This window comes from Mycobacterium sp. NGS17 (genome assembly GCF_059813205.1).
This window is the reverse complement of record NZ_JCALED010000004.1, coordinates 60,571-83,395: the sequence shown is the minus strand read 5'-3', so window position 1 is coordinate 83,395 and position 22,825 is coordinate 60,571. Positions and strand designations below refer to the sequence as shown.

The following is a 22,825-nucleotide window of genomic DNA, read 5'->3' as shown; positions in this document are numbered from 1 at the left end:
GGCGATAACGCGACGGTAGAAACTCAGCCTGAAGCGGACCTGAAGATCAGACGTTGCCTATCGCCGCCGGGCGAAATCGGCGATCAGCCGATGGTGGCGGGCTCGGGGGAGCGCTCGTCACCGACGGGACCGTGCGCCCGGCGGTGGTGGCTACGGAAGTGGCGGATCTCTACGACGAGCCCTGCCAGACCCAGAGCGCTGGTGATCGCCGACACCAGATACAGCAGCGCGCTGATGTGACCGGCGAGCGCATCGCCAAGGACCACCACGGCGGTGGTGCCGGGCAGTAACCCGACCAGCGTCGCGACCGCGTAGGGCAGCACCCGCACGCTCGACGCGCCTGCGGCGTAGTTAAGGGCCGAGAACGGCACGGCGGGAATCAGCCTCAGCGACAAGATGGCCAGCCAGCCGCGTTGTCGCAGGCGCTGTTCCACCGAGTCAATCGATCGGTGGCGCACCAAGCGATTCAGCCGCCACCCGACTGCGCGCACCAGCAGCATCGCGATCATCGCACTTGCGGTGCTGGCGATCACCGCGATTGCGACGCCCAGCAGTGGGCCGAACAGCAGTCCGGCCGCCAGAGTGAACGCCGTGCGCGGAACGGGCACCACCGTCACGACGATGTGGGCGAGAAGGAACGCCAGCGGAAACCACGGTCCGACGGAGTGCGCCCAGTCGCGCATCTGCACGGGCGACGGGAGCGGCAACCACGACGCCAACACCACCAGCGCTGTGATGCCCACCACTGTCCAGGCGATCCGCGACCGGGACACGCCCCGCGCGGCGACGCCGATGGCGCAGCCGATATCGCGAAGCGTTTCGGTGATTTTGCTGGTGGCGGAACCCGGCACGGCTTCCTAGGGTACGGGCCGTAGATGAATAAGCCGTTTCCCGAGGGTGGCGTTTCCTCCGAAATCGGCAACGCCCGCCGCAAGTGGCGGTTTTTTGCGACGAGCGGTCATCAATTAGCCTCAGTAGCTAAGTGGTACCCCCAGAGCAGTAGCCCAAATGCTGGGAAAAGGGAGCAATCGGTGTCCATTGATGTACCCGAGCTCGCCGACCTAGAACAGGTTCGCGGGCGTTGGCGCAGTGCGGTCGCCGGTGTGCTGGCCAAAAGCACCCGGAAGGACCCCGATCAGTTGGGAGACGCGCCCGAGCGGCTGCTGGAAACCCCCACCTACGACGGAATCGCGGTCCGCGCGCTCTACACCGCGCTCGACGAACTGCCAGAGCCGCCGCTGCCGGGCGAGTGGCCGTATGTGCGCGGCGGTGACGCAGCGCGGGACGTCAAATCCGGCTGGAAGGTCGCCGAGGCCTTCCCGGCTACCCCGGTACCCGGCGTCGCGGCCAAGGACGTGAACTCCGCGGTGCTGGACGCGCTGGGCAATGGGGCCGGCGCCGTGGTGCTGCGGATCGGTGAATCGGGTGTGGCACCCGATCAGCTGGGGGAGACGCTCGAGGGTGTCTACCTGAGCATGGCGCCGCTGATCCTGCAAGCCGGCGCCGACTACCTGGCGGCCAGCGACGTGGCGCTTGCGCTGGCGGACGGGGTGGAACCTGATCAGCGCGCCACCCTGTCGATCGACCTGGGCGGCGACCCGCTGAGCGCGACACACAGTGACCGACCGGCGCCGACGATCGAAGACGTGATCGCCGTGGCCAAGCGGGCCGCCGGTCGGACCGGGGTGCGCGCGATCACCATCGACGGGCCGGCGTTTCACAACCTCGGCGCCAACGCGACGTGGGAGCTCGCCGCCGGTGTCGCGGCCGCCGTGAGTTACTTGCGGGTGCTCACCGAATCGGGGTTGTCGATCCGCGAGGCGTTGGGGCAGATCAGCTTCCGATTCGCCGCCGACGACGACCAGTTCATGACGATCGCCAAGTTCCGCGCCGCGCGCAATCTTTGGGCGCGGGTCGCCGAGGTTGTCGGCGAGCCGGACGCCGGCGCGGCCGTGGTCCACGCCGAGACGTCGCTGCCGATGATGACCCAGCGCGACCCGTGGGTGAACATGCTGCGCTGCACCCTGGCCGCCTTCGGCGCCGGTGTCGGCGGCGCTGACTCGCTGCTGGTATTTCCGTTCGACGTCGCGATCGACGGCGGATTCCCGGGCATAGCAACGAGTTTCGCCCGTCGCATCGCGCGCAACACGCAGCTGTTGCTTCTCGAAGAGTCACACGTGGGCCGGGTGTTGGACCCGGCCGGTGGTTCCTGGTTCGTCGAGGACCTGACCCTGCGCCTGGCCGAGCGGGCCTGGGAGCATTTCCAGGCCATCGAGGCCCACGGCGGATTCACGAAAGCCCGCGACCTCATCGTCGGCCAGATCGCCGAGGTCGCCGCCCGTCGCAGCGACGACATCGCGCACCGCCGGACCGCGATCACCGGCGTCAACGAATTTCCCGACCTCACCGAAGCTCCTCTGCCGCAAAGCGACTCGTCGTATTCGCCGCTGGCGGCCGGAAACCTGGTGCGTTACGCGGCGGAATTCGAGGCGCTGCGGGACCGATCGGATGCGTACCTGGACCGCACCGGATCGCGCCCGAAGGTGCTGTTGCTGCCGTTGGGCCCGTTGGCCGAGAACAACATTCGCGCAACGTTTGCCTCGAACCTGCTGGCTTCCGGTGGCATCGAGGCGATCAACCCGGGCACGGTCGACGCCGACAGCGTCGCGCCGGCGGTGGCGGACGCGGGATCGCTGGCGGCGGCGGTCATCTGCGGCACCGACAAGCGCTACCAGGACGAGGCCTCGGACGTCGTGCGGGCGGCGCGGGACGCCGGCACCGCGCGCGTCTATCTGGCCGGGCCGGACAAGGCCGTGGCCGGCGCCGAGCACCAACCGGACCAATTCCTGACCGCGAAAATCAATGCGGTCGAAGCTCTGTCGGATCTGCTCACAAGGCTGGGGGCGTAGTTAGATGACGACCACTGCACCTGCGGTCGGCAGCTTCGCCGACGTGCCGCTGCACGGCGAGCGGACTGTCACGCCGCCGAACCAGGCCGCCGTCGAGGAACACGTCGCCGCGGCCGCGGCCGCGCATCTGTACACGCCCGATCAACTGCAGTGGCAGACACCGGAGGACATCGACGTCAAACCGGTGTATATCGGCGCAGACCGGGCGGCGGTAGAGGCCGACGGGTACCCGCTGCACAGTTTCCCGGGCGAACCGCCGTTCGTGCGTGGACCCTACCCGACGATGTATGTGAACCAGCCGTGGACGATTCGGCAGTACGCCGGTTTCTCCACCGCCGCGGAGTCGAACGCCTTCTACCGGCGCAACCTGGCCGCGGGCCAGAAGGGCCTGTCGGTGGCCTTCGACCTGGCCACCCACCGCGGGTACGACTCCGATCACCCCCGCGTGCAGGGTGACGTCGGAATGGCCGGTGTGGCAATCGATTCCATTCTCGACATGCGCCAGCTGTTCGACGGTATCGACCTGTCGACGGTGTCGGTGTCGATGACCATGAACGGCGCGGTGCTGCCGATCCTGGCGCTGTACGTGGTGGCCGCCGAAGAGCAGGGCGTTGCGCCGGAGAAGCTGGCCGGCACCATTCAGAACGACATCCTCAAAGAGTTCATGGTGCGCAACACCTACATCTATCCGCCCAAGCCGTCGATGCGCATCATCTCCGACATCTTCGCCTATACCAGCGCGAAAATGCCGAAGTTCAACTCGATCTCGATCTCGGGCTACCACATCCAGGAAGCCGGTGCCACAGCCGATTTGGAGTTGGCCTACACGCTTGCCGACGGGGTCGACTACATCAAGGCCGGTTTGGACGCGGACCTGGACATCGACAAGTTCGCGCCCCGCCTGTCCTTCTTCTGGGGCATCGGGATGAACTTCTTCATGGAAGTCGCCAAGCTGCGGGCGGGCCGGCTGTTGTGGAGCGAGCTGGTCTCCCAGTTCGGCCCGAAGAACGCCAAATCGCTTTCGCTGCGCACACATTCGCAGACCTCCGGCTGGTCACTGACCGCGCAGGATGCCTTCAACAACGTCGCTCGCACCTGCATCGAGGCGATGGCCGCCACCCAGGGACACACGCAGTCGCTGCACACCAACGCGCTCGACGAGGCGCTCGCTCTGCCCACCGACTTCTCGGCTCGTATCGCCCGCAACACGCAGCTGGTGCTGCAGCAAGAGTCCGGCACCACGCGACCGATCGATCCGTGGGCGGGGTCGTATTACGTGGAATGGCTGACCCATCAGCTCGCCCAGCGGGCCCGCTCCCACATCGCCGAGGTCGCCGAGCACGGCGGCATGGCGCAGGCCATCAGCGACGGCATCCCCAAGCTGCGCATCGAGGAGGCGGCCGCGCGCACCCAGGCGCGCATCGACTCCGGTATCCAGCCGGTGATCGGGATCAACAAGTATCAGGTCGAAGAGGATCAAGAGGTCGAGGTCCTCAAGGTCGAGAACAGCCGGGTGCGCGCCGAGCAGCTGGCCAAGCTGAAGGAGCTGCGGGAAAGCCGTGACCAGTCGGCGGTGGACGCCGCGCTGGCGGAACTGTCGCGCGCGGCGGCCGCCCACGGTCGCGCCGGCGCGGACGGGTTGGGCAACAACCTGCTGGCCCTGGCCATCGACGCGGCGCGGCACAAGGCCACCGTCGGCGAGATCTCCGATGCGCTGGAGAAGGTGTATGGCCGGCACCAGGCGGAGATCCGTACTATCGCCGGGGTCTACCGCGACGAAGCTGGAAAGGCCACAAACATGGCAACCGCGACCGAACTCGTCGAGAAGTTCGCGGAAGCCGACGGCCGCCGCCCGCGAATCCTGGTCGCGAAGATGGGCCAGGACGGCCACGACCGCGGCCAGAAGGTGATCGCGACGGCCTTCGCGGACATCGGATTCGACGTCGACGTCGGTTCGCTGTTTTCCACGCCCGAGGAGGTGGCCCGCCAGGCCGCCGACAACGACGTGCACGTGGTCGGGGTGTCCTCGCTGGCGGCCGGCCATCTCACGCTGGTGCCCGCGCTGCGTGAGGCGATGGCCGACGTCGGACGGCCCGACATCATGATCGTGGTCGGGGGCGTCATCCCGCCGGGCGATTTCGACGAGCTCTACGAGGCCGGAGCCGCCGCCATCTTCCCGCCCGGGACGGTGATCGCCGACGCCGCAATCGGCTTGCTGCACAAGCTCGCCGAGCGGCTGGGTTACACCCTCGACTAAATGGCTTCCGAACGGAACGACTCTGTGGAGCGGTTGGCCGAGGCGGTTCGCGGCGGTGACCGCGCGGCGTTGCCGCGGGCCATCACGCTGCTGGAGTCGACCCGCGCGGACCATCGCGAACAAGCGCAGCGGCTGCTGCTGGAGCTGACCCCGGACGCCGGTGCCGCGTATCGGGTCGGCATCACCGGGATCCCCGGGGTGGGCAAGTCCACCAGCATCGAGGCCCTCGGGATGCACCTGATCGAACTGGGCCATCGGGTGGCGGTGCTAGCCGTCGACCCGTCGTCGACCCGCACCGGCGGCTCGATCCTGGGGGACAAGACCCGGATGGCGCGCCTGGCCATGCATCCGGATGCATACATCCGGCCGTCGCCCACGTCGGGCACCCTGGGCGGGGTTGCCAAGGCCACCCGCGAAGCGGCGGTCCTGCTGGCGGCCGCCGGTTTCGACGTGATCCTGATCGAGACCGTCGGGGTCGGTCAGTCCGAGGTGACCGTGGCGAACATGGTGGATACCTTCGTGTTGCTGACCCTGGCGCGCGGTGGCGATCAGCTCCAGGGCATCAAAAAGGGTGTGCTCGAATTGGCCGACATCGTCGTGGTGAACAAGGCCGACGGGGATCATCTCGCCGAAGCCCGCTCGGCGGCGCGCGAGCTGTCCGGGGCCATTCGGTTGATACATCCGCGCGAAACCCTTTGGCGGCCGCCCGTTCTCACGATGAGCGCGGCCGAGGGAACCGGCCTCGAGGAATTGTGGGACACCATCGAACGTCATCGGCAGGTCCTCACCGAGGCCGGGGAATTCGAGGCGCGCCGCCGGGCCCAGCTGGTCGACTGGACGTGGCAGATGGTGCGCGACACGGTGCTGGACCGACTGTTGTCCAGCCCGAAGGTTCGCACGATGCGCGCCGACATCGAACGGCAGGTCAAGGCGGGGGAGTTGACCCCCGCACTGGCGGCCCAGCAAATATTATCGGCAGCGTCAGAATAACGGATAGATAAACAATCTGATTACGCTCCTGCCGGGTGTGAAATCCAAGTAAATTCGAAAATGTGACGGTGGAAACCCGAGTCGATCGCCGCGCGGTCCCTGTCCACGACGACCTCGACGCGGGTCATCGTGTGTCCGGCGCGGCGGACTCACACTTCGGATGCGTCGTTCGCAGCTTTTCCAGCATGTTCCCCGCCCGCCGTTTCGGCGGCGGCGCGCTGGCCGTGTATCTCGACGGCCAACCCGTCGTGGACGTCTGGGCGGGGTGGGCCGACCGCGCCGGACGGCGGCCGTGGACGGCCGACACCGCCCCGATGGTTTTCTCGGCGACCAAGGGGATGGCCGCGACCGTCATCCACCGGCTCGCGGACCGCGGGCTGATCGATTACGAAGCTCCCGTCGCCGAGTATTGGCCGGCATTCGGGGCGAACGGCAAGGCCGACCTGACGGTGCGGCAGGTTATGCGTCACCAGGCCGGCCTGTCGGGCCTACGAGGCGCCACCGTGGACGAACTGCTCGATCACGTCGTGATGGAGGAAAAGCTGGCCGCGGCGGCTCCCGGCCGCCTACTGGGCAAATCGGCATACCATGCGCTGACGTTCGGCTGGCTGATGTCGGGCCTGGGCCGCGCCGTGACGGGCAAGGGCATGGGCACGCTGATCCGCGAGGAACTTGCCCAGCCGTTGGGCACAGACGGTCTGCACCTCGGCCGGCCGCCGGTTGAGGCGCCGACCCGGGTCGCCGAGATCATCGGCCCGCAGAGCATGATCGGAAATCCTGTCCTGGGTTACGTGACTCGCAGGGTCGCCAACGAGTTGTCCGGGGCGTACCGGTCGATGTACTTCAAAGGTCTGACGGCCGCCGTCCGAGGCGACACTCCGCTGCTGGACGCGGAGATCCCGGCGGCCAACGGGGTAGCGACGGCGCGCGGGCTGGCCCGGATGTACGGCGCGATCGCCAACGGCGGCGAGGTTGACGGAACGCGTTTCCTGTCCCGTCAGCTGGTCGCGGGTCTGACCGGGGAGCGGAGCCTGCGCCCGGACCGAAACCTCTACGTGCCATTGGCTTTCCACCTGGGCTACCACAGCTTGCCGCTCGGTAATGTGATGCCCGGCTTCGGACATGTCGGCCTGGGTGGTTCCCTCGGCTGGACCGATCCCTCAAGCGGAGTGGCCTTCTCGCTGGTGCACAACCGGCTGCTGACACCGTTTGTGATGACCGATCACGCGGCGTTCGTCGGGATCTATGCGCTGATCCGCAAGGCCGCCGAGAAAGCGCGCAAGCGGGGTTTCGAACCGGTCACCGAATACGGTGCGCCCTACTTCGAGCCTGGAGCGGTCGCGGGCTGACCCTGATCACGGGCGTTGGAACGCGCCCTGTACCAGGCGGCCCCTGACTAGTAGGACGGAAGCCTCGAGGGCCTCGGAATCGGGGCGGTGACCGCGTCGTCGCCGCCGAACCTCTCCCCGAGCAGTTCGCGCACGACCGGCCGCGGTGGCCGGGAGCGAAGCATCCGGCTGGGCGGACGGGTTCGAACGATCTGTGGCCACCAGAACCACCGTCCGAGCAGCGCCGCGATGGTCGGCGTCATGAACGAGCGAACCACCAACGTGTCGAACAGCAGCCCCAGACCGATGGTGGTGCCGACCTGACCGATGATGCGCAGATCGCTCGCCGCCATCGAGGCCATGGTGAAAGCGAAGACCAGGCCGGCATTCGTCACCACTTTGCCGGTGCCCGCCATCGCACGGATGATGCCGGTATTGATCCCGGTGCCTATTTCCTCTTTCATTCGGGACACCAGCAGCAGGTTGTAGTCAGATCCGACCGCCAACAGGACGATGACGGACATCGGAAGCACCATCCAGTGCAGTTTGAAGCCCAGAACGTACTGCCAAATCAGCACCGACAGGCCGAACGACGCGCCCAGGGACAGCGCCACCGTCCCGACGATCACCAGCGCGGCCACAAAGCTTCGGGTGAGGACCAGCATGATGATGAAAATGAGGCACAGCGCACCGATTCCCGCGATGTACAGGTCGTATTTCGCCCCGTCGTGGAAATCTTTGAATGTCGACGCCGTCCCGGCGAGATAGACGTTGGCACTCTCGAGGGGCGTCGACTTGAGCGCCTCCTCTGCGGCCGTCTTGATCTTGTCGATCCTCGCGATGCCCTCGGGCGTGGCGGGGTCGCCCCGGTGCGAGATGATGAACCGCGCCGCTTTTCCATCCGGGGACAAGAACGACTCCATCGCCTTCTTGAAGTCGGCGTTGTCGAAAACTTCCGGCGGCAGATAGAACGAATCGTCGTTCTTAGCCTGGTCGAACGCCTGTCCCATGGCGGCGGCGTTTGAGGTCGATTCATCCATCCCGCCGAGCATCCCGGCCATGGTGCTGTGCATCTTCAGGATCATGTTCCTGGCGTCTTCCGCGAACGCGATCAGCGGCGGAAATTGCTGCAGCAGCTGCGGCAACAGGGCGTCCAGATTTAGGAGATCCTTAGTAAGGTCGTCCATCTTGTCGCTGAGCTCGTCGACACCGTCGAGCGTGTCGAAGATCGCTCTGAGCGAGTTGCATATCGGGATGTCGTAACAATGCTTCTCCCAGTAGAAGTAGCTGCGAATCGGTCGGAAGAAGTCTTCAAAGTCCGAAACGTGGTCCCTCAAGTCGTGCACAACGCCGACCATTTCCGCAGTGACGGTGATCGAGTGATGCGTGATGTCGGTGAGTTGCGATTGCAATGCATACAGGTGCTTCATCGTGGCGATCTGCGCCGTCATGATGTCTGCCTGCTTGAGCATGTCATCGGCACGCATCTGCATGTATTGCTGGTATTGCATCTGAGTCGCGTTTTTCAAACTGAGCAAAAACGGAATCGAGGTGTGTTCGATTGGCGTGCCCTCGGGCCGGGTTATGCCCTGCACCCGCGAAATGCCCGGAACGCGGAAAATCGCCTTCGCGACCTTGTGCAACACCAGAAAGTCCGCCGGGTTACGCAGGTCGTGATTCGATTCGAGAAGCAAAATCTCGGGCATCATCCGGGATTGCGAAAAGTGCCGATCCGCGGCCGCGTACCCGACGTTCGCCGGAATGTCTTTAGGGATGTAGAGCTTGTCGTTGTAGCTCGTTCTATAGCCCGGGAGGGTCACCAGGCCGATCAGCGCGATCGCGATGGTTGCCACGAGAATCGGGCCGGGCCATCGGACGATCGCGGTGCCGATCCGGCGCCAGCGGCCGTAACCGATCGCACGCTTGGGGTCGAACAGACCGAACCCGCTCCCGAAGGTCAAAACCGCCGGCACCAGCGTGAGCGCCACCACGACCGCGACGACCATGCCCACTGCGCACGGCATGCCCATGGTCTGGAAGATCGGCATCCGGGTAAAACTCAGGCACATGATCGCCCCGGCGATCGTCAAACCAGATCCCAAGACGACGGGGGTGACCCCGCGGTACGTGGTGTGGTAAGCCGTTTCCGGGTGCTGGCCCGAATGACGGGCCTCCTGATATCGCCCGAGGAAAAAGATGGCGTAGTCGGTCCCGGCGGCCATCGCCAGGGCCGTGAGCAGGCTGGTCGCAAACGTCGAGAGCACCAGGATGTTGTGGTCACCGAGAAATGCGACGATTCCCCGGGCCGCCAGCACTTCGACTCCCACCGTGGCCAGCAACAGAACCACGGTGATGACCGACCGATAGACGAAAAGCAGTACCACGAAGATGATTACGGCGCCTATCGCGGTCATCTTCAGGATGGATCGGTCACCGCTTCGCTGCATATCCGAAACGAGCGCTGCGGGACCGGTGACATAAGCCTTGACGCCTGGTGGCGGCGGCGTTCGATTCACGATATCGCGGACCGCGGCCACCGATTCCTGCCCCAGGGTGGTGCCCTGGTTGCCCGCCAGATTGACCTGCACGTAGGTGGCCATACGGTCGGGGCTTTGGGCACCCCCGGCCGTGAGTCGATCTCCCCACAGATCCTGCACATGCTGAACATGCTTCGGATCGGCCCTCAGATCGCGAACCAGTTTGTCGTAGTACGTGTGAGCATCGGGGCCGAGTGGCTGCTGCCCCTCGAGGACGACCATCGCGAAACTGTCGGAGTCGGATTCCTTGAAATCCCGGCCCATCCGCTTCATGGCCTGCACCGCCGGCGCGTCCTGGGGAGCCAGCGGCACGGAATGCTTCTGCCCGACATGCTCCAGCGAGGGAACCGCCAGGGTCACCACCGCAGCCAGCGCCACCCACGCCAAGATGATGGGCACGGACAGCCTGCGGATCATCCGCGCCAGGGCGGGCTCCCGAGAGTATTTGGTACTCATGCGGCGATCAGCTGGGAATTCCGCTACCGACGGGCGGCTGTTTCAGCAGGGCGCGCACCAACGGACGGGACCCCGTCGGCCGAAGCAAGGCGCTAGCGGGTCGGGGACGTACCCGCTGCGGCCACCAGAACCAGCGTCCCAGCAGCGCGGCGATGGCCGGGGTCATGAACGCACGCACGATCAGCGTGTCGAACAGCAGACCCAGCCCGATCGTCGTGCCGATCTGGCCGATGATGACCAGGTCGCTGACGACCATTGATGCCATGGTGAACGCGAACACCAGGCCGGCGTTTGTCACGACCTTGCCGGTACCGCCCATCGCGCGGATGATGCCCGTCTTGATGCCGGCGCCCAATTCCTCTTGCATTCGCGCTACCAGCAACAGGTTGTAGTCCGACCCCACCGCCAGCAGTACCAGCACGGCCATGATGAGGACGAGCCAGTGTATCTGGATGCCGAGTAAGTACTGCCAGACCAGCACGGACAACCCGAAGGATGCACCGAGCGACAGCAGAACCGTTCCCACGATGACCAACGCGGCGACGAAACTTCGCGTCACGATCAGCATGATGATGAAGATCAGGCAGACGGCCGCGACCCCCGCGATCAGCAGATCGTATTTGGATCCGTCGATGATGTCCTTCGTGAAGGCGGCGGTACCGGTGAGGTAAACCCTGGCGGATTCCAGCGGAGTCCCCTTGAGCGCCTCCTCGGCCGCACTCTTTATCGCGTCGACCCTCCCGATGCCCTCGGGCGACGCGGGATCGGCCTTCTGGGTGATGAGCATCCGAGCGGCCTTGCCGTCCGGCGACACGAAAATGTCCAGTACCCGTTTGAAGTCCGCATTCTTGAATACCTCGGGCGCGATATAGAAAGAGTCGTCGTTCTTCGCGGCGTCGAAAGCCTTGCCCATGGCGGTCGAGTTACCGGCGGCCTCGTCCATCGATGAAAACATCCCGGACATGGTGCTGTGCATGGTCAGCATCATGGTTCGCATGCTCTGCATGGTCCCGATCATCGTCGGGAACTGCGCAACGATCTGCGGCATGATCAGGTCGATCTGATCGAGATCCGCGACCAGATCTCTCAACTTGTCGGTAATTTCGTCGACGCCGTCGAGTGTGTCGAAGATGGATCGCAGAGAAAAGCAGATCGGAATGTCGTAGCAGTGCTTCTCCCAGTAGAAGTAGCTGCGGATCGGCCGCCAGAAGTCCTCGAAATCCGAAATGTGATCACGCATCTCATTGGTGATCGCCTGCATGTCGTGCGTCTCGCCGACCATGTGATGAGTGGTCGTCATCAGCTGTTGCATCAGGCTGTACATGTGCTGCATGAGCGCGATCATTTTGGCCAGTTCGTCGGCCTGCACGAGCATGTCGTTCATGCGTTCCTTCTGGAACGGCATGATCTCGAGCTGTGCCGCGTTCTGCATGCCGATCATGAACGGTATCGAAGTGTGCGCGATCGGCGTGCCTTCCGGCCGCGTCAGACCCTGCACGGTGGAAATGCCTGGAACCGCGAGGACGCCCTTGGCGAGCTTGTCCAATACCAGTGCGTCCGCCGAGTTTCGCAGATCGTGATCGGACTCCACCATCAGAACCTCGGGCGACATCATCCGCGACGGCGGGAAATGCCGCTTCGCGGCGGCGAAGCCCTGCGCGGCGGGGATGTTCTTCGGGATGTAGTTCATGTCGTTGTAGCTCGGCCGGTAGCCCGGCAGCGTCAACAGCCCGATGAGCGCGACCGCCAAAGTCGCGAGGAGAATGGGCGCCGGCCACCGAACGATCGAGGTGCCGATCCGCCGCCATCGATGCGCCGTAATCCGTCGCTTCGGGTCGAAGAGGCCGAAACGGCTCCCCACATGGAGAACGGCGGGAACAAGCGTGAGGGCGACCGCGACGGCAACCACCACGCCGAGCGCACAGGGAATCGCGAGAGCCTGGAAATGGGGGAGCCGGGTGAATTTAAGGCAGAAGAGTGCGCCGGCGATGGTCAAACCGGAGGCTAAAACAATCTTTGCGGTGCCGTGGTAAGTCGTGTAATAGGCCGCTTCCCGGTCCTCGCCGGCCTGACGCGCCTCATGATATCGGCCGAAGAAGAAGATGCCGTAGTCGGTTCCCGCCGCGATCCCGATTGACACCAGCAGATTAACGGCGAAAGTCGTAAGGCCGATGACTCCGTGATCGCCGAGGAATGCCACAATTCCCCGGGCCACTTGCAGTTCTATCCCGACCATCAGCAACAACACGATGACGGTGACGATCGATCGGTAGACCAGCAGCAGCGTGATGAAGATGACCGCGAGGCTCACCGCGGTGATGAGGATGACCGTGCGGTCACCACTGTGGCCCATATCCGCAACGATCGCCGCGGGTCCGGTGACATACGCCTTGACACCCGGCGGCGCCTGTGTGCGGGCGACGATGTTCTCGAGGGCCAGGGTCGACTCGTTTGCCTCGCTCGTGCCCGGGTTGCCGCGCACGGCGACTTGCACATAAGCGGCCTTACCGTCGGCGCTCTGCGCAGCGCCCGCCGTAAGCGGATCGCCCCAGAAATTCTGGATGTGCTGCACGTGTTTCGGATCGGCCTGCAGCTGACGAATGATGTTGTTGTAGTAGCTGTGTGCAGCGTCGCCGAGCGGCTCCTGTCCCTCTAGGACGATGATCGCGCCGCTGCCGGAATTGCTTTCCTTGAATTTGTCGCCGATGCGCTTCGACGCTTTGAAGGAGGGCGCATCGCTGGGATCCAACGACATTGAATGGGTCTGCTCGACCTTCTCCAACGAAGGGATGGTGATGCCCATTAATACGACGAGCGCCACCCAGGCCAAAATGATCGGCACCGAGAATCGACGGATGGTCCGCGGAGCGAAGGGGGGCCTGGCCTGCTCGTCGCGCAACTGCTGCTCGTCGCGCAATTGTGGCCGGCTCATGCTGCCTTCAGCAGGCAGAAGGTGAAGGCGGCCGTTTCGTGAGTAGTCTTTTCGGCTTTCACCACGTTATCGACGAGAATGCGACAGCCGATGCTGTTCGTATCGCCTTGAGCCACAACGTTTCCGGCCGACGTTGCCGTGTTGATCGCGAACTCCAGAGACCACGGCAAGCTTACTTCCTTGAGGTGTTGGGGTTCGCCATTGACGTCGAAGTAGCTGATGGCGGCCACGGTCCCCGGCGGGCCGAAAACCTCGTATCGCAGATGCTTGGGGTTGAAGGGCTTGGAATCACCGGCCCTGGTGTCGGAATACGAGAGTTGCTTCTCGGAGCCGAAGATGCCGTGCAGTCGGGACACAGTGAAGCCTCCTGCAACGACCACGGCGAGAATGACCAGCGGCACCCACAGCCGCCCCAGAACTTTGAAAATCGAAAACCCCCGAGTTCGGCGGATCTCCCGAGACCCGCTCAGCGTTGGTGGCGCAGCGGGAGGCCGGCCCGCACGTCGCGGGAGGCCGCCTCGGCTGCCGGACTCCTGTCCAGTGTGCAAGGGAGCCGTGTCAGCGACATCGGAGTCGGCTCCAGCAACGTCTCGCACCCCCTGCTCGACCATCGCATCCAACCTTCCACCCGCGTCCACACTGGCGTATGTCAGTTGTTCGAACTTGCAACCTACACATCAATCGCGGTCCACCAAAGAGCAAGCACTTCGAGCATGGACGCCGCAGGTTAGCCGTGCGGCGATCACCTCAAATGTGCAGCGCATCAGGGACCGCGACCTGATTCTGACGAGTAAACCACGTGCGTGGTCTCCGTATCGGCACTTTCTCAACGCGATATTGGATCGTAATGCACAGTACGCCCGCGAAGGGTACCGCCGTCTGGGCCCGCGGGCGCGGCGCGCCGACATGGTTCACACCAATTCGGACTCGGGGGACGGGCTGCCGCGACGGCGAACCCTGACGGCCGGTCAGCGAACGTTTGGGCGCTGCCGCGGCGCCCCTTACAGGTCCGTAAATAAGAGTTGCAGTCAGCCGATCGCTGCACTTCAGGACCCCGTTGGCTGGCCGGGTGCGCTTGTTCCGCCACGGTTCTTAGAGCTACGCCAGAATGTTTGCCGAAACCCGCACAGGGCGTGTTGACCTCCACTATGGTTTGGAGCGGTTTCACATACCTTGCCCTTCGGGCGGCTAGGGGAACTATTGAGGATTGATCGGTTCGACGGCCGTACGGGGAGCTTTCTGGTCTTGGGCAGCAAGGTGGAGCACCACAGTCTGTGGGGCGGAGTCCCGACCGGCTGTCGCCCGGCCTCCGGCACGGCGAAGCGCACTTCGTGTCTCGCTTCCATCGAACAAAACCGGAGCACTACGCGGCCGTTGAATCATCCCAGCGGGCCGGCCTTCTGATCAGCAGCTCTGTTACTTAAAGGAGTCGATGGTGCTTGGGGACCGGGCACTTCCGCTGACGCGGGGTCAACTCGAGATTTGGCTTGCGCAGGAGACGGGTCAGCTGGGCACGGCATGGCAGTTGGGCCTGTTCGTGAAGTTCGAGGGCCCGATTGAACGTGAAGCCCTGGAGTGGGCGATCCGCCGATCCGTAAGCGAGGCCGAGCCACTGCGGGCCGCCTTCTTCGAGGTTGACGGCCAAGTTGTGCAAAGCGTGATCGATTACCCGGACGTCAAGGTCGACTTCTATGACCTGACCTGCTCGAGCGATTCGCTAGACGAAGCCCAACGGATCGCGTCGTCCATACAGAGCACGCCGATGCCCTTTACCGGGCCGCTGTTCAAATTCGCACTTTTTCAGGTGCGCCGCGATGAGTTCTATCTGTTCTGGTGCGTCCACCACATCGTCCTGGATGGGTCCGGCATAGCGCTGATCGGCCAGCGGCTTGCGGCCGTCTACTCTGCGGTTGTCTCCGGGGCGCCCATCCCCGGCGCCCTCCTGGGTTCCTTGCAGGACTTGGTCGACTGCGAGCACGAATACGAGGCGTCCAAGGAATATCTGGAGGACCAGGACTACTGGACGCAGAACCTTCCGGCGGAAAGCGGAGAGCAACATCGCTTGCCCCAACCCGGCGGCGAGCGGCAGGCGGAGCCGCCTTCTGACCCGGTTCGGTTGAACCCGTTGACAATTCGGCGTATCGACGAGTTATGCCGTGCGTGGAATGTGCCTCGCTCATCGGTCGTCACCGCGGCATGCGCGCTTCTGATCCGCGGGTACCACGCGGATGCGTCAGAGGTGGTACTCGACTTTCCCGTCAGCAGGCGCGTGCGTCCGGAGTCGAAAACGCTGCCGGGGATGGTGGCCGGAGTTGTGCCCCTGGTGCTGAGGCTGTCGCCCGCGTCCACGGTTGCCGAATTCTGCGGATACGTGGACACCCGAATACGGGAAGCGGTGCAGCACCAAAGGTTTCCGGTGGAAGCCCTCGAGCGCAAAGCTCGAGGGCATGGGCGGTCATTCGACAGGGTGACCGTCAACTTTCTCCCGTCTCGATTCACCCTGCCGTTCGGCGGTGTCGCGGCTTCGGCTTCGTTGACCAACAGCGGCGTCGTCGACGGCTTCGGCCTCATGTTTTCCAGCTCGGGTGACGACCTCTTCCTCAGCACAGCGTCCAATGGGCAGTCATCCTGGAACTTCCAGGTTCGTGATCTCGCGAGACGGTTGGAACGGGTCTTGGCCGCCATGGCCGCCGACCCGACGCGGCGGCTCTCGACGATCGACCTGCTGGACGCCACCGAGCACGATCGGTTGGGTGGTTGGGGCAACCAGGGGGTGTTGACTCGGCCGCTGAGCACGCCGGTTTCGATTCCGGCGTTGTTTGCTGCGCAGGCCGCCCTCGCCCCGGAGGCGTTAGCGCTGACGTACGACGGCCGCTCGATGTCCTATCAAGAGCTGGATGAGGCGTCCAACAGGCTGGCTCATCTCTTGGCCGCCGACGGCGTGGGTCCCGGACAGCGGGTGGCGTTGCTGCTGGCGCGCTCGGCCAAGACGGTCCTCGCGATGCTGGCGGTTCTCAAAACCGGTGCGGCATATGTGCCTATCGACCCCGCGCACCCCGACGCGCGCATCAAATTCATGGTCGACGATGCCGCGCCGATCGTCGCGGTCGCCTCGGCGGACCTGCGCCCACGGTTGGACGGATGCGGCCTTCGCGTTGTCGATGTCGACGACCCCCTGATCGCGACCTGCCCGGACACGGCCTTACCGGCTCCCGCACCCGATGACATCGCCTATCTGATCTACACGTCGGGCACCACCGGTGTGCCCAAGGGGGTGGCCGTGAGCCACCGCAACGTCACCCAGCTGCTCGAGGTGCTCGATGCCTACCTGCCCCGGCCCGGGGTGTGGACGCAATGTCATTCGTACGGGTTCGACTCCTCGGTGTGGGAGATCTTCGGTTCGCTGCTGGGTGGCGGACGGCTGGTGGTGGTGCCCGAAGAGGTGGCCAGCTCCCCGGACGACCTGCACGCGTTGCTGGTGAGCGAGCACGTCGACGCGCTCGCCCGCACCCCGTCCGCCCTGGGGGTGCTGTCGCCGCAGGGCTTGGGATCGATGGCGGTGGCGGTGGCCGGCGAGCCGTGCCCCGCCGAGTTGGTGGAGCGGTGGGCGCCGGGGCGCACGATGCGCAATGCCTACGGTCCGACCGAGACGACGATGGTCGTGGCGATCAGCGCGCCGCTCGAGGCCGGGTCGGCGGGCGCAGGGTCGGTGCCGATCGGCGCACCGGTGCCCGGCGCGGCCCTGTTCGTGCTGGACGGGTGGTTGCATCCGGTGCCCGCCGGTGCGGTGGGTGAGTTGTACGTGGCCGGCGACGGGCTGGCCTACGGATATTTGGACCGCGCGGGCTTGAGCGCGTCGCGCTTTGTGGCGTGTCCGTTCGGGGGCGCGGGGCAGCGCATGTATCGCACCGGTGACCTGGTGTGTTGGGGCGTTGACGGGCAGTTGCGGTATGTCGGGCGCGCCGACGAGCAGGTCAAAATCCGCGGGTATCGCATCGAGTTGGGGGAAGTGCAGGCGGCGTTGGCCGGCCTGGACGGGGTCGAGCAGGCGGCGGTGATCGCCCGGGAGGACCGCCCCGGCGACAAACGTCTGGTCGGCTACGTCACCGGCATCGCCGACCCGGCCACCGTCCGCGCGAAGCTGGCGGAGCGGCTGCCTGCCTACATGGTGCCGACCGCGGTGGTGCCCCTCGACGCGCTGCCCCTGACGACCAACGGAAAGCTCGATGTCCGAGCGCTGCCGGCGCCGGAGTACCAGGACGGCAGACATTACCGGGCGCCCGCCGGCGCCACCGAGGAGATCCTGGCTGGGATCTACGCCCAGGTGCTGGGGCTCGAGCGGGTCGGGGTTGACGAGTCGTTCTTCGAGCTGGGCGGGGACAGCATTCTGTCGATGCAGGTGGTGGCCCGGGCGCGGGCGGCCGGCCTGGTGTTTCGGCCCCGGCATGTATTCGTCGAGCAGACGGTGGCCCGACTGGCCAGGGTCGCCGTGGTGGCCAGCGGCGAAGCCGGCCGCATCGACGAGGGTGTCGGGCCGGTCATCGCGACGCCGATCATGCGGTCGCTGCGGGACGTCGGTGGCCCGGTCGAGCAGTTCAACCAGACCGTGGTGGTGCATGCCCCGGCCGGGGTGAGCGAACCCGATGTGGTGGCCATGTTGCAGGCGCTGCTGGATCGCCACGCCATGTTGCGGCTGCGCGCTGACGACGACGGCGCCGGAAACTGGTTGCTGGAGGTTGCCGAACCCGGGTCGGTGGATGCCGGCGATTGCCTGCGAACGGTGGACGTGTTGTCCGAGGAGGCGATGGCCGAGGCCCGGTCGCGGCTGAACCCGGCCGCCGGGGTGATTCTCAGTGCGCTGTGGGCCGGCCCGACGGGCGAATTGGCGTTGGTCATTCACCACCTGGCCGTTGACGGGGTGTCGTGGCGGATCCTGCTGGAAGACCTCAACCTCGCGTGGATCCAGCGTCGCGGTGGGCAGCCGATAGCTCTGCCAGCGGCGGGCACCTCGTTTGCCCGGTGGTCGTCGCTGCTGGCGGAGCACGCCCTAAGCCCCGCGGTGGTGGAGCAGGTCGAGGCATGGCGCCAGGTGGCGGCCACGCCCGCGGTGTTGCCCGCGGTGCAGCCCGGGGCGGATATTTTTGCCGCGGCCAGTCACTTGTCGCTGTCGCTGGACGCCGAGACCACCCGGGTCCTGCTCGGCGAGGTGCCGACGGCGTTTCATGCCGGAGTCCACGACATCTTGCTGATCGCGTTCGCGCTGGCGGTCGCGGAGTTTTGCGGGCGCCCTGCCGCGCCGATCGGCATCGACGTCGAGGGCCACGGGCGCCACGAGGAGCTGGCCGCCGATGTGGACCTGACCCGCACGGTGGGCTGGTTCACCACCAAATACCCTGCGGCGCTGAGTGTTTCAGGGCTGACGTGGGGCCAAGTGGTCGCCGGCGAGGCGGGGTTGGGGGCGCTGGTCAAGGACGCCAAGGAGCAGCTGCGCGCCCTACCGGATCCGTTGAGTTACGGCTTGCTGCGCTACTTGAATCCCGATGTCGAGCTGGTTGGCCCCAGCCCGGCGATCGGGTTCAACTATCTGGGCCGACTGGGTCCGGCGGCCGAGGTATTCGACGATGTGTGGCGGGTGCGCCGGGACGGACTGTCGCTGAGCGGCGCGGTCGCGGGCATGCCGATGGCGATGCCGATGTCGCACACCGTGGAGCTCAACGCCGGCACGGTGGACACCGAATCCGGCCCGCGGCTGCACGCGAACTGGACATGGGCCCCGTCGGCCGTGGATCGCGAACAGGTCGACCGGCTTGGCCGGTTGTGGTTTGAGGCCCTGGCCGGGATATGTGCGCACGTTCGCGGTGGCGGGGGTGGTTGGACGCCATCAGATTTCGCCCCCGCTCGGTTGACTCAATCCCAGCTCGATGAGCTGCAGGAGCGGTACCGCATCGCCGACGTGTTGCCGTTGACCCCTTTGCAGCAGGGGCTGCTGTTCCACACCAGCAGCGCCCAGGGCGGCCGCGATGTGTACGCGGTCCAGCTGGACATCACTTTCAGCGGCCCCCTGGACCAGGGTCGGCTACGCGAGGCGCTGCACAACGTGATGACCCGGCATCCCAACCTGGCGGCCCGATTCTGCGCAGATTTCGACGAGCCGGTGCAGATCATCCCGGCCGATCCCGTGCTGCCGTGGCGGTACATCGACTTGGACGGCGTTGACTTGGACGTCGACGAATGGGTCGAAGAGATTGGTGCGGCCGAACGGGTCGCGGTGTGCGACCTGACCGACCCGCCGTCCTTCCGGGCGGTGTTGCTTCGCACCGCGGAAGACCGGCACCGATTGGTGCTGACCAATCATCACATCGTCCTGGATGGCTGGTCGTTGCCCATCCTGATGGCCGAAGTCTTCGCCGGCTATTACGGACGCCAGTTGCCCGCGGCACCGTCGTATCGCCACTTCGTCGGCTGGCTGGCCGAACGGGATCGCGAGGCGGCCCACGCCGCCTGGCGTGGGGTGCTGGCAGGTCTCGAGGCCGCGACCTTGGTGAGTCCGCCAGGGCGGTCAGAGCCGGGACCGCCAGGCGTTCAATCGTTTTGGATCTCTGCGGAGCTCACCCGTGCCATCGGCGAGTTGGCGCGCACGCAGCACACCACCGTCGCCGTCGTGCTGCAGGCCGCGTGGGCGCAGATGTTGGTGTGGTTGACCGGCCAGCACGATGTGGCCTTCGGTACCGCGGTGTCGGGGCGGCCGGCGGAATTGGCCGGTGCGGATTCGATGGTGGGGCTGCTGATCAACACCGTGCCGATGCGGGCACGCATCACCGCGGCAACCACGGGCGCCGACCTGCTGGATCAGCTGCAAGATTTCAACAACCACACGGTGGAGCACCAGCATCTGGCGCTGGCCGAGATCCACCGCGCCACCGGACACGACCAGTTGTTCGACACCTTGTTCGTCTTCGAAAACTACCCGGTGGACACCGCCGCGTTGGTTGGCGGCCATGAGCTGGCCATCACCCGGTTCGCCATGCACGAATCCACCCACTACCCGCTGGCGGTCGCTGCCATTCCAGGCCCCGAACTGGGCTTGCGCGTCGAGTACGACGCCGACATGTTCGACGCGGCCGGGGTCGAGTCGCTGTTCGCGCGGTTGCGGACGGTGCTGTCGGCCATGACCGCCGATACCGCTCGGCGACTGTTGTCGATTGATCTGCTCGATGAGGATGAGCGGGTCGGGCTGGACGAGTGGGGCAATCGTGCGGTGCTGGGCCGCCCGACGGCGTCGGTGTCGATTCCCGAGTTGTTCGCCGCGCAGGTCACGCGAACGCCGGAAGCGTTGGCGTTGACCTGTGACGGGCGCTCAATCTCGTACCGGGAGCTTGACGAGGCCTCGAATCGCTTGGCGCACTTGCTGATCGGATTGGGCGCGGGCCCGGCGGAGTGTGTGGCGCTGTTGGTGCCGCGCTCGGCCGAGGCGATCGTGGCGATCCTGGCGGTGCTCAAGTCCGGGGCGGCCTATCTGCCGATCGATCCCGCCCTGCCCGTGGCGCGGATCGAGTTCATGGTGGCCGACGCGAAGCCCGTCGCCGCGCTGACGACGGGGGCGCTTGCGGACCGACTGGACGGATCCGCAGTGGCGGTCGTCGATGTCGATGATCCGGCTGTGGGACGCGAAGCCGGCACCGGGTTGCCGGCGATGCCGGCCCCGGATGATGTCGCTTACCTGATCTACACCTCGGGGACCACCGGTGTGCCCAAAGGGGTGGCAGTCGCACATCGCAGCGTCACCGGATTGTTGACCGCCGCGGCCGGCGGCCTGGCGGTGGGGCCCGGGCGGGTGTGGTCGCAATGGCATTCGCTCGTGTTCGACGTGTCGGTGTACGAGATCTTCGGGGCGTTGTTGCATGGCGGGCGGCTGGTCGTGGTGCCCGATGAGGTGGCCGCGTCAGCGGATGACCTGCACGCCTTGCTGATTCGCGAACAGGTGACCGTTCTGAACCAGACGCCCTCGGCGGTGGGGGTCATGTCGGCTGCGGGGTTGGAGTCGGCGGCGCTGGTGGTGGCCGGTGAGGCCTGCCCGGTAGAGCTGGTGGAGCGGTGGGCGCCGGGTCGGGTGATGATCAACGCCTATGGCCCCACCGAGGCGACGGTGTACGCGGCGGCCAGTGCGCCGTTGCAGCCGGGCTCTTCAGTGGTGCCCATCGGTTCGCCGGTGGCCGGGGCGGCGTTGTTCGTGCTCGACGCCGGGCTGCGCCGGGTGTCGGCCGGCGTGGCGGGTGAGCTGTATGTCGCCGGTGCCGGGCTGGCCTACGGGTACGCGCGTCGGGCGGGGTTGACGTCGTCGCGGTTCGTGGCATGTCCGTTCGGCGGACCGGGGCAACGGATGTATCGCACCGGGGATCTGGTGCGGTGGGGCGCTGATGGGCAGTTGCAGTATCTGGGTCGTGCCGATGATCAGGTGAAGATCCGCGGGTATCGCATCGAGCTGGGTGAGGTGCAGGCCGCGCTGGCCGGCGTCGATGGTGTCGACCAGGCGGCGGTGATCGCGCGGGAGGACCGTCCCGGCGACAAGCGGTTGGTCGGTTACATCACCGGTACCGCGGATCCGGCCGATCTTCGTGCCGAGTTGGCCGAGCGGCTGCCCGCATACATGGTGCCCGCGGCGATCGTAGCGGTGGAATCGTTGCCGCTGACGGTCAACGGCAAGCTCGACCGGCGGGCGCTGCCGGCCCCGGAGTACGGCGATGTCGATCATTACCGGGCCCCGGCCACTGCCGTCGAGGAGATCCTGGCCGGAATCTTCGCGCACGTCTTGGGATTGGACCGGGTCGGCGTCGATGAGTCGTTCTTCGATGTGGGCGGCGATTCGTTGTCGGCGATGCGCGCCATCGCCGCGACCAATAAGGCTCTGAAAACCCACCTTTCGGTGCGCACCTTGTTCGAGGCGCCCACCGTGGCCCAGTTGGCGCCGCAATTGGGCGGCGAAGGCGGTGGGCTGCAGCCGCTGGTGACGATGGAGCGGCCCGAGGTGGTGCCGTTGTCGTTCGCGCAGAATCGGTTGTGGTTCATCGACCAGTTGCAGGGCCCTTCGGCGGTGTACAACATGGCGGTGGCGTTGCGGCTGAGCGGGCGCCTGAACGCCGAGGCGCTGCGTGCGGCGCTGGCCGATGTGGTGGGCCGTCACGAAAGTCTGCGGACACTGTTCCCGTCGGTGGACGGCGTTCCGCGGCAGCTGGTGATCCCGGTGGCGGAAGCCGACTTTGGTTGGCGGGTCGTGGATGCCACCGGTTGGTCGGCCGGCCGGGTGGAGCAGGCCGTCGCCGCGGTTGTGCGTGATCCGTTCGACCTCACTTCTGAGATCCCTTTGCGAGCAAGGCTTTTGCGCGTCGCCGACGAGGAGCACGTGCTGGTGGCCGTGG

Annotated in this window: 10 protein-coding genes (1 of these 10 cut by a window edge); 6 read left to right on the top strand and 4 right to left on the bottom strand. The window is 65.8% G+C overall.

Annotated elements, in window-relative coordinates; all coding sequences use genetic code 11:
* Window positions 1–83 precede the first annotated feature (83 nt).
* A complete protein-coding gene (locus tag AC5Y7E_RS10400) occupies window positions 84–851 on the bottom strand; it encodes a TVP38/TMEM64 family protein (RefSeq protein WP_499919788.1) in 768 nt (255 codons plus the stop codon).
* 180 nt (window positions 852–1,031) lie between these two features.
* Between AC5Y7E_RS10400 and mutA the strand changes: the two genes are divergently transcribed.
* The 4 genes from mutA (at window position 1,032) to lipL (ending at window position 7,505) form a co-directional block, all read left to right on the top strand.
* Window positions 1,032–2,909: a methylmalonyl-CoA mutase small subunit gene (gene mutA / locus AC5Y7E_RS10395; protein ID WP_499919789.1), complete on the top strand. Its 1,878-nt coding sequence runs from the start codon at window positions 1,032–1,034 to the stop codon at window positions 2,907–2,909.
* A 4-nt stretch (window positions 2,910–2,913) separates the two neighbouring features.
* On the top strand, window positions 2,914–5,166 hold the full coding sequence (gene scpA, locus AC5Y7E_RS10390) for a methylmalonyl-CoA mutase (protein WP_499919790.1): 2,253 nt from the start codon (window positions 2,914–2,916) through the stop codon (window positions 5,164–5,166).
* Window positions 5,167–6,156: a methylmalonyl Co-A mutase-associated GTPase MeaB gene (gene meaB, locus AC5Y7E_RS10385; protein WP_499919791.1), complete on the top strand. Its 990-nt coding sequence runs from the start codon at window positions 5,167–5,169 to the stop codon at window positions 6,154–6,156. It begins immediately after the preceding gene.
* A 62-nt stretch (window positions 6,157–6,218) separates the two neighbouring features.
* Window positions 6,219–7,505 carry an esterase/beta-lactamase LipL gene (gene lipL / locus AC5Y7E_RS10380; protein WP_499948863.1) on the top strand — a complete coding sequence of 429 codons (1,287 nt, stop codon included), beginning with the start codon at window positions 6,219–6,221 and terminating at the stop codon, window positions 7,503–7,505.
* A 47-nt stretch (window positions 7,506–7,552) separates the two neighbouring features.
* Here the strand turns inward: lipL and AC5Y7E_RS10375 are convergent, their stop codons facing one another.
* The 3 genes from AC5Y7E_RS10375 to AC5Y7E_RS10365 are packed head-to-tail and all read right to left on the bottom strand — an operon-like array spanning window position 7,553 to window position 13,825.
* Window positions 7,553–10,477, bottom strand: a complete 2,925-nt coding sequence (locus tag AC5Y7E_RS10375; RefSeq protein ID WP_499948861.1) for an MMPL/RND family transporter — start codon at window positions 10,475–10,477, stop codon at window positions 7,553–7,555.
* A gap of 7 nt (window positions 10,478–10,484) precedes the next feature.
* A complete protein-coding gene (locus tag AC5Y7E_RS10370; protein ID WP_499948860.1) occupies window positions 10,485–13,409 on the bottom strand; it encodes an MMPL/RND family transporter in 2,925 nt (974 codons plus the stop codon).
* On the bottom strand, window positions 13,406–13,825 hold the full coding sequence (locus AC5Y7E_RS10365) for an MmpS family transport accessory protein (protein WP_499919849.1): 420 nt from the start codon (window positions 13,823–13,825) through the stop codon (window positions 13,406–13,408). The genes AC5Y7E_RS10370 and AC5Y7E_RS10365 overlap by 4 nt, the downstream gene beginning before the upstream one ends.
* Window positions 13,826–14,582: 757 nt before the next feature.
* On the opposite strand from AC5Y7E_RS10365, the gene AC5Y7E_RS10360 reads away from it, so the two are divergent.
* Window positions 14,583–14,813, top strand: coding sequence for an MbtH family NRPS accessory protein (locus AC5Y7E_RS10360; RefSeq protein ID WP_499948858.1), 231 nt, complete (start codon window positions 14,583–14,585; stop codon window positions 14,811–14,813).
* Window positions 14,814–14,841: 28 nt separating this feature from the next.
* A protein-coding gene (locus tag AC5Y7E_RS10355) for a non-ribosomal peptide synthase/polyketide synthase (RefSeq protein WP_499948857.1) crosses the window boundary here: on the top strand, window positions 14,842–22,825 show its 5' portion. Its footprint extends 15,029 nt past the window's final position; only the first 7,984 of its 23,013 coding nucleotides appear in the window; its start codon is at window positions 14,842–14,844; its stop codon lies off the right edge, out of view.

What these genes read in the sequence shown, in the direction of transcription:
- AC5Y7E_RS10375 (WP_499948861.1), bottom strand. Translation starts at nt 10,477, where the DNA reads ATGAGTACCAAATACTCTCGGGAGCCCGCCCTGGCGCGGATGATCCGC.
- AC5Y7E_RS10370 (WP_499948860.1), bottom strand. Translation starts at nt 13,409, where the DNA reads ATGAGCCGGCCACAATTGCGCGACGAGCAGCAGTTGCGCGACGAGCAG.
- scpA (WP_499919790.1), top strand. Translation starts at nt 2,914, where the DNA reads ATGACGACCACTGCACCTGCGGTCGGCAGCTTCGCCGACGTGCCGCTG.
- meaB (WP_499919791.1), top strand. Translation starts at nt 5,167, where the DNA reads ATGGCTTCCGAACGGAACGACTCTGTGGAGCGGTTGGCCGAGGCGGTT.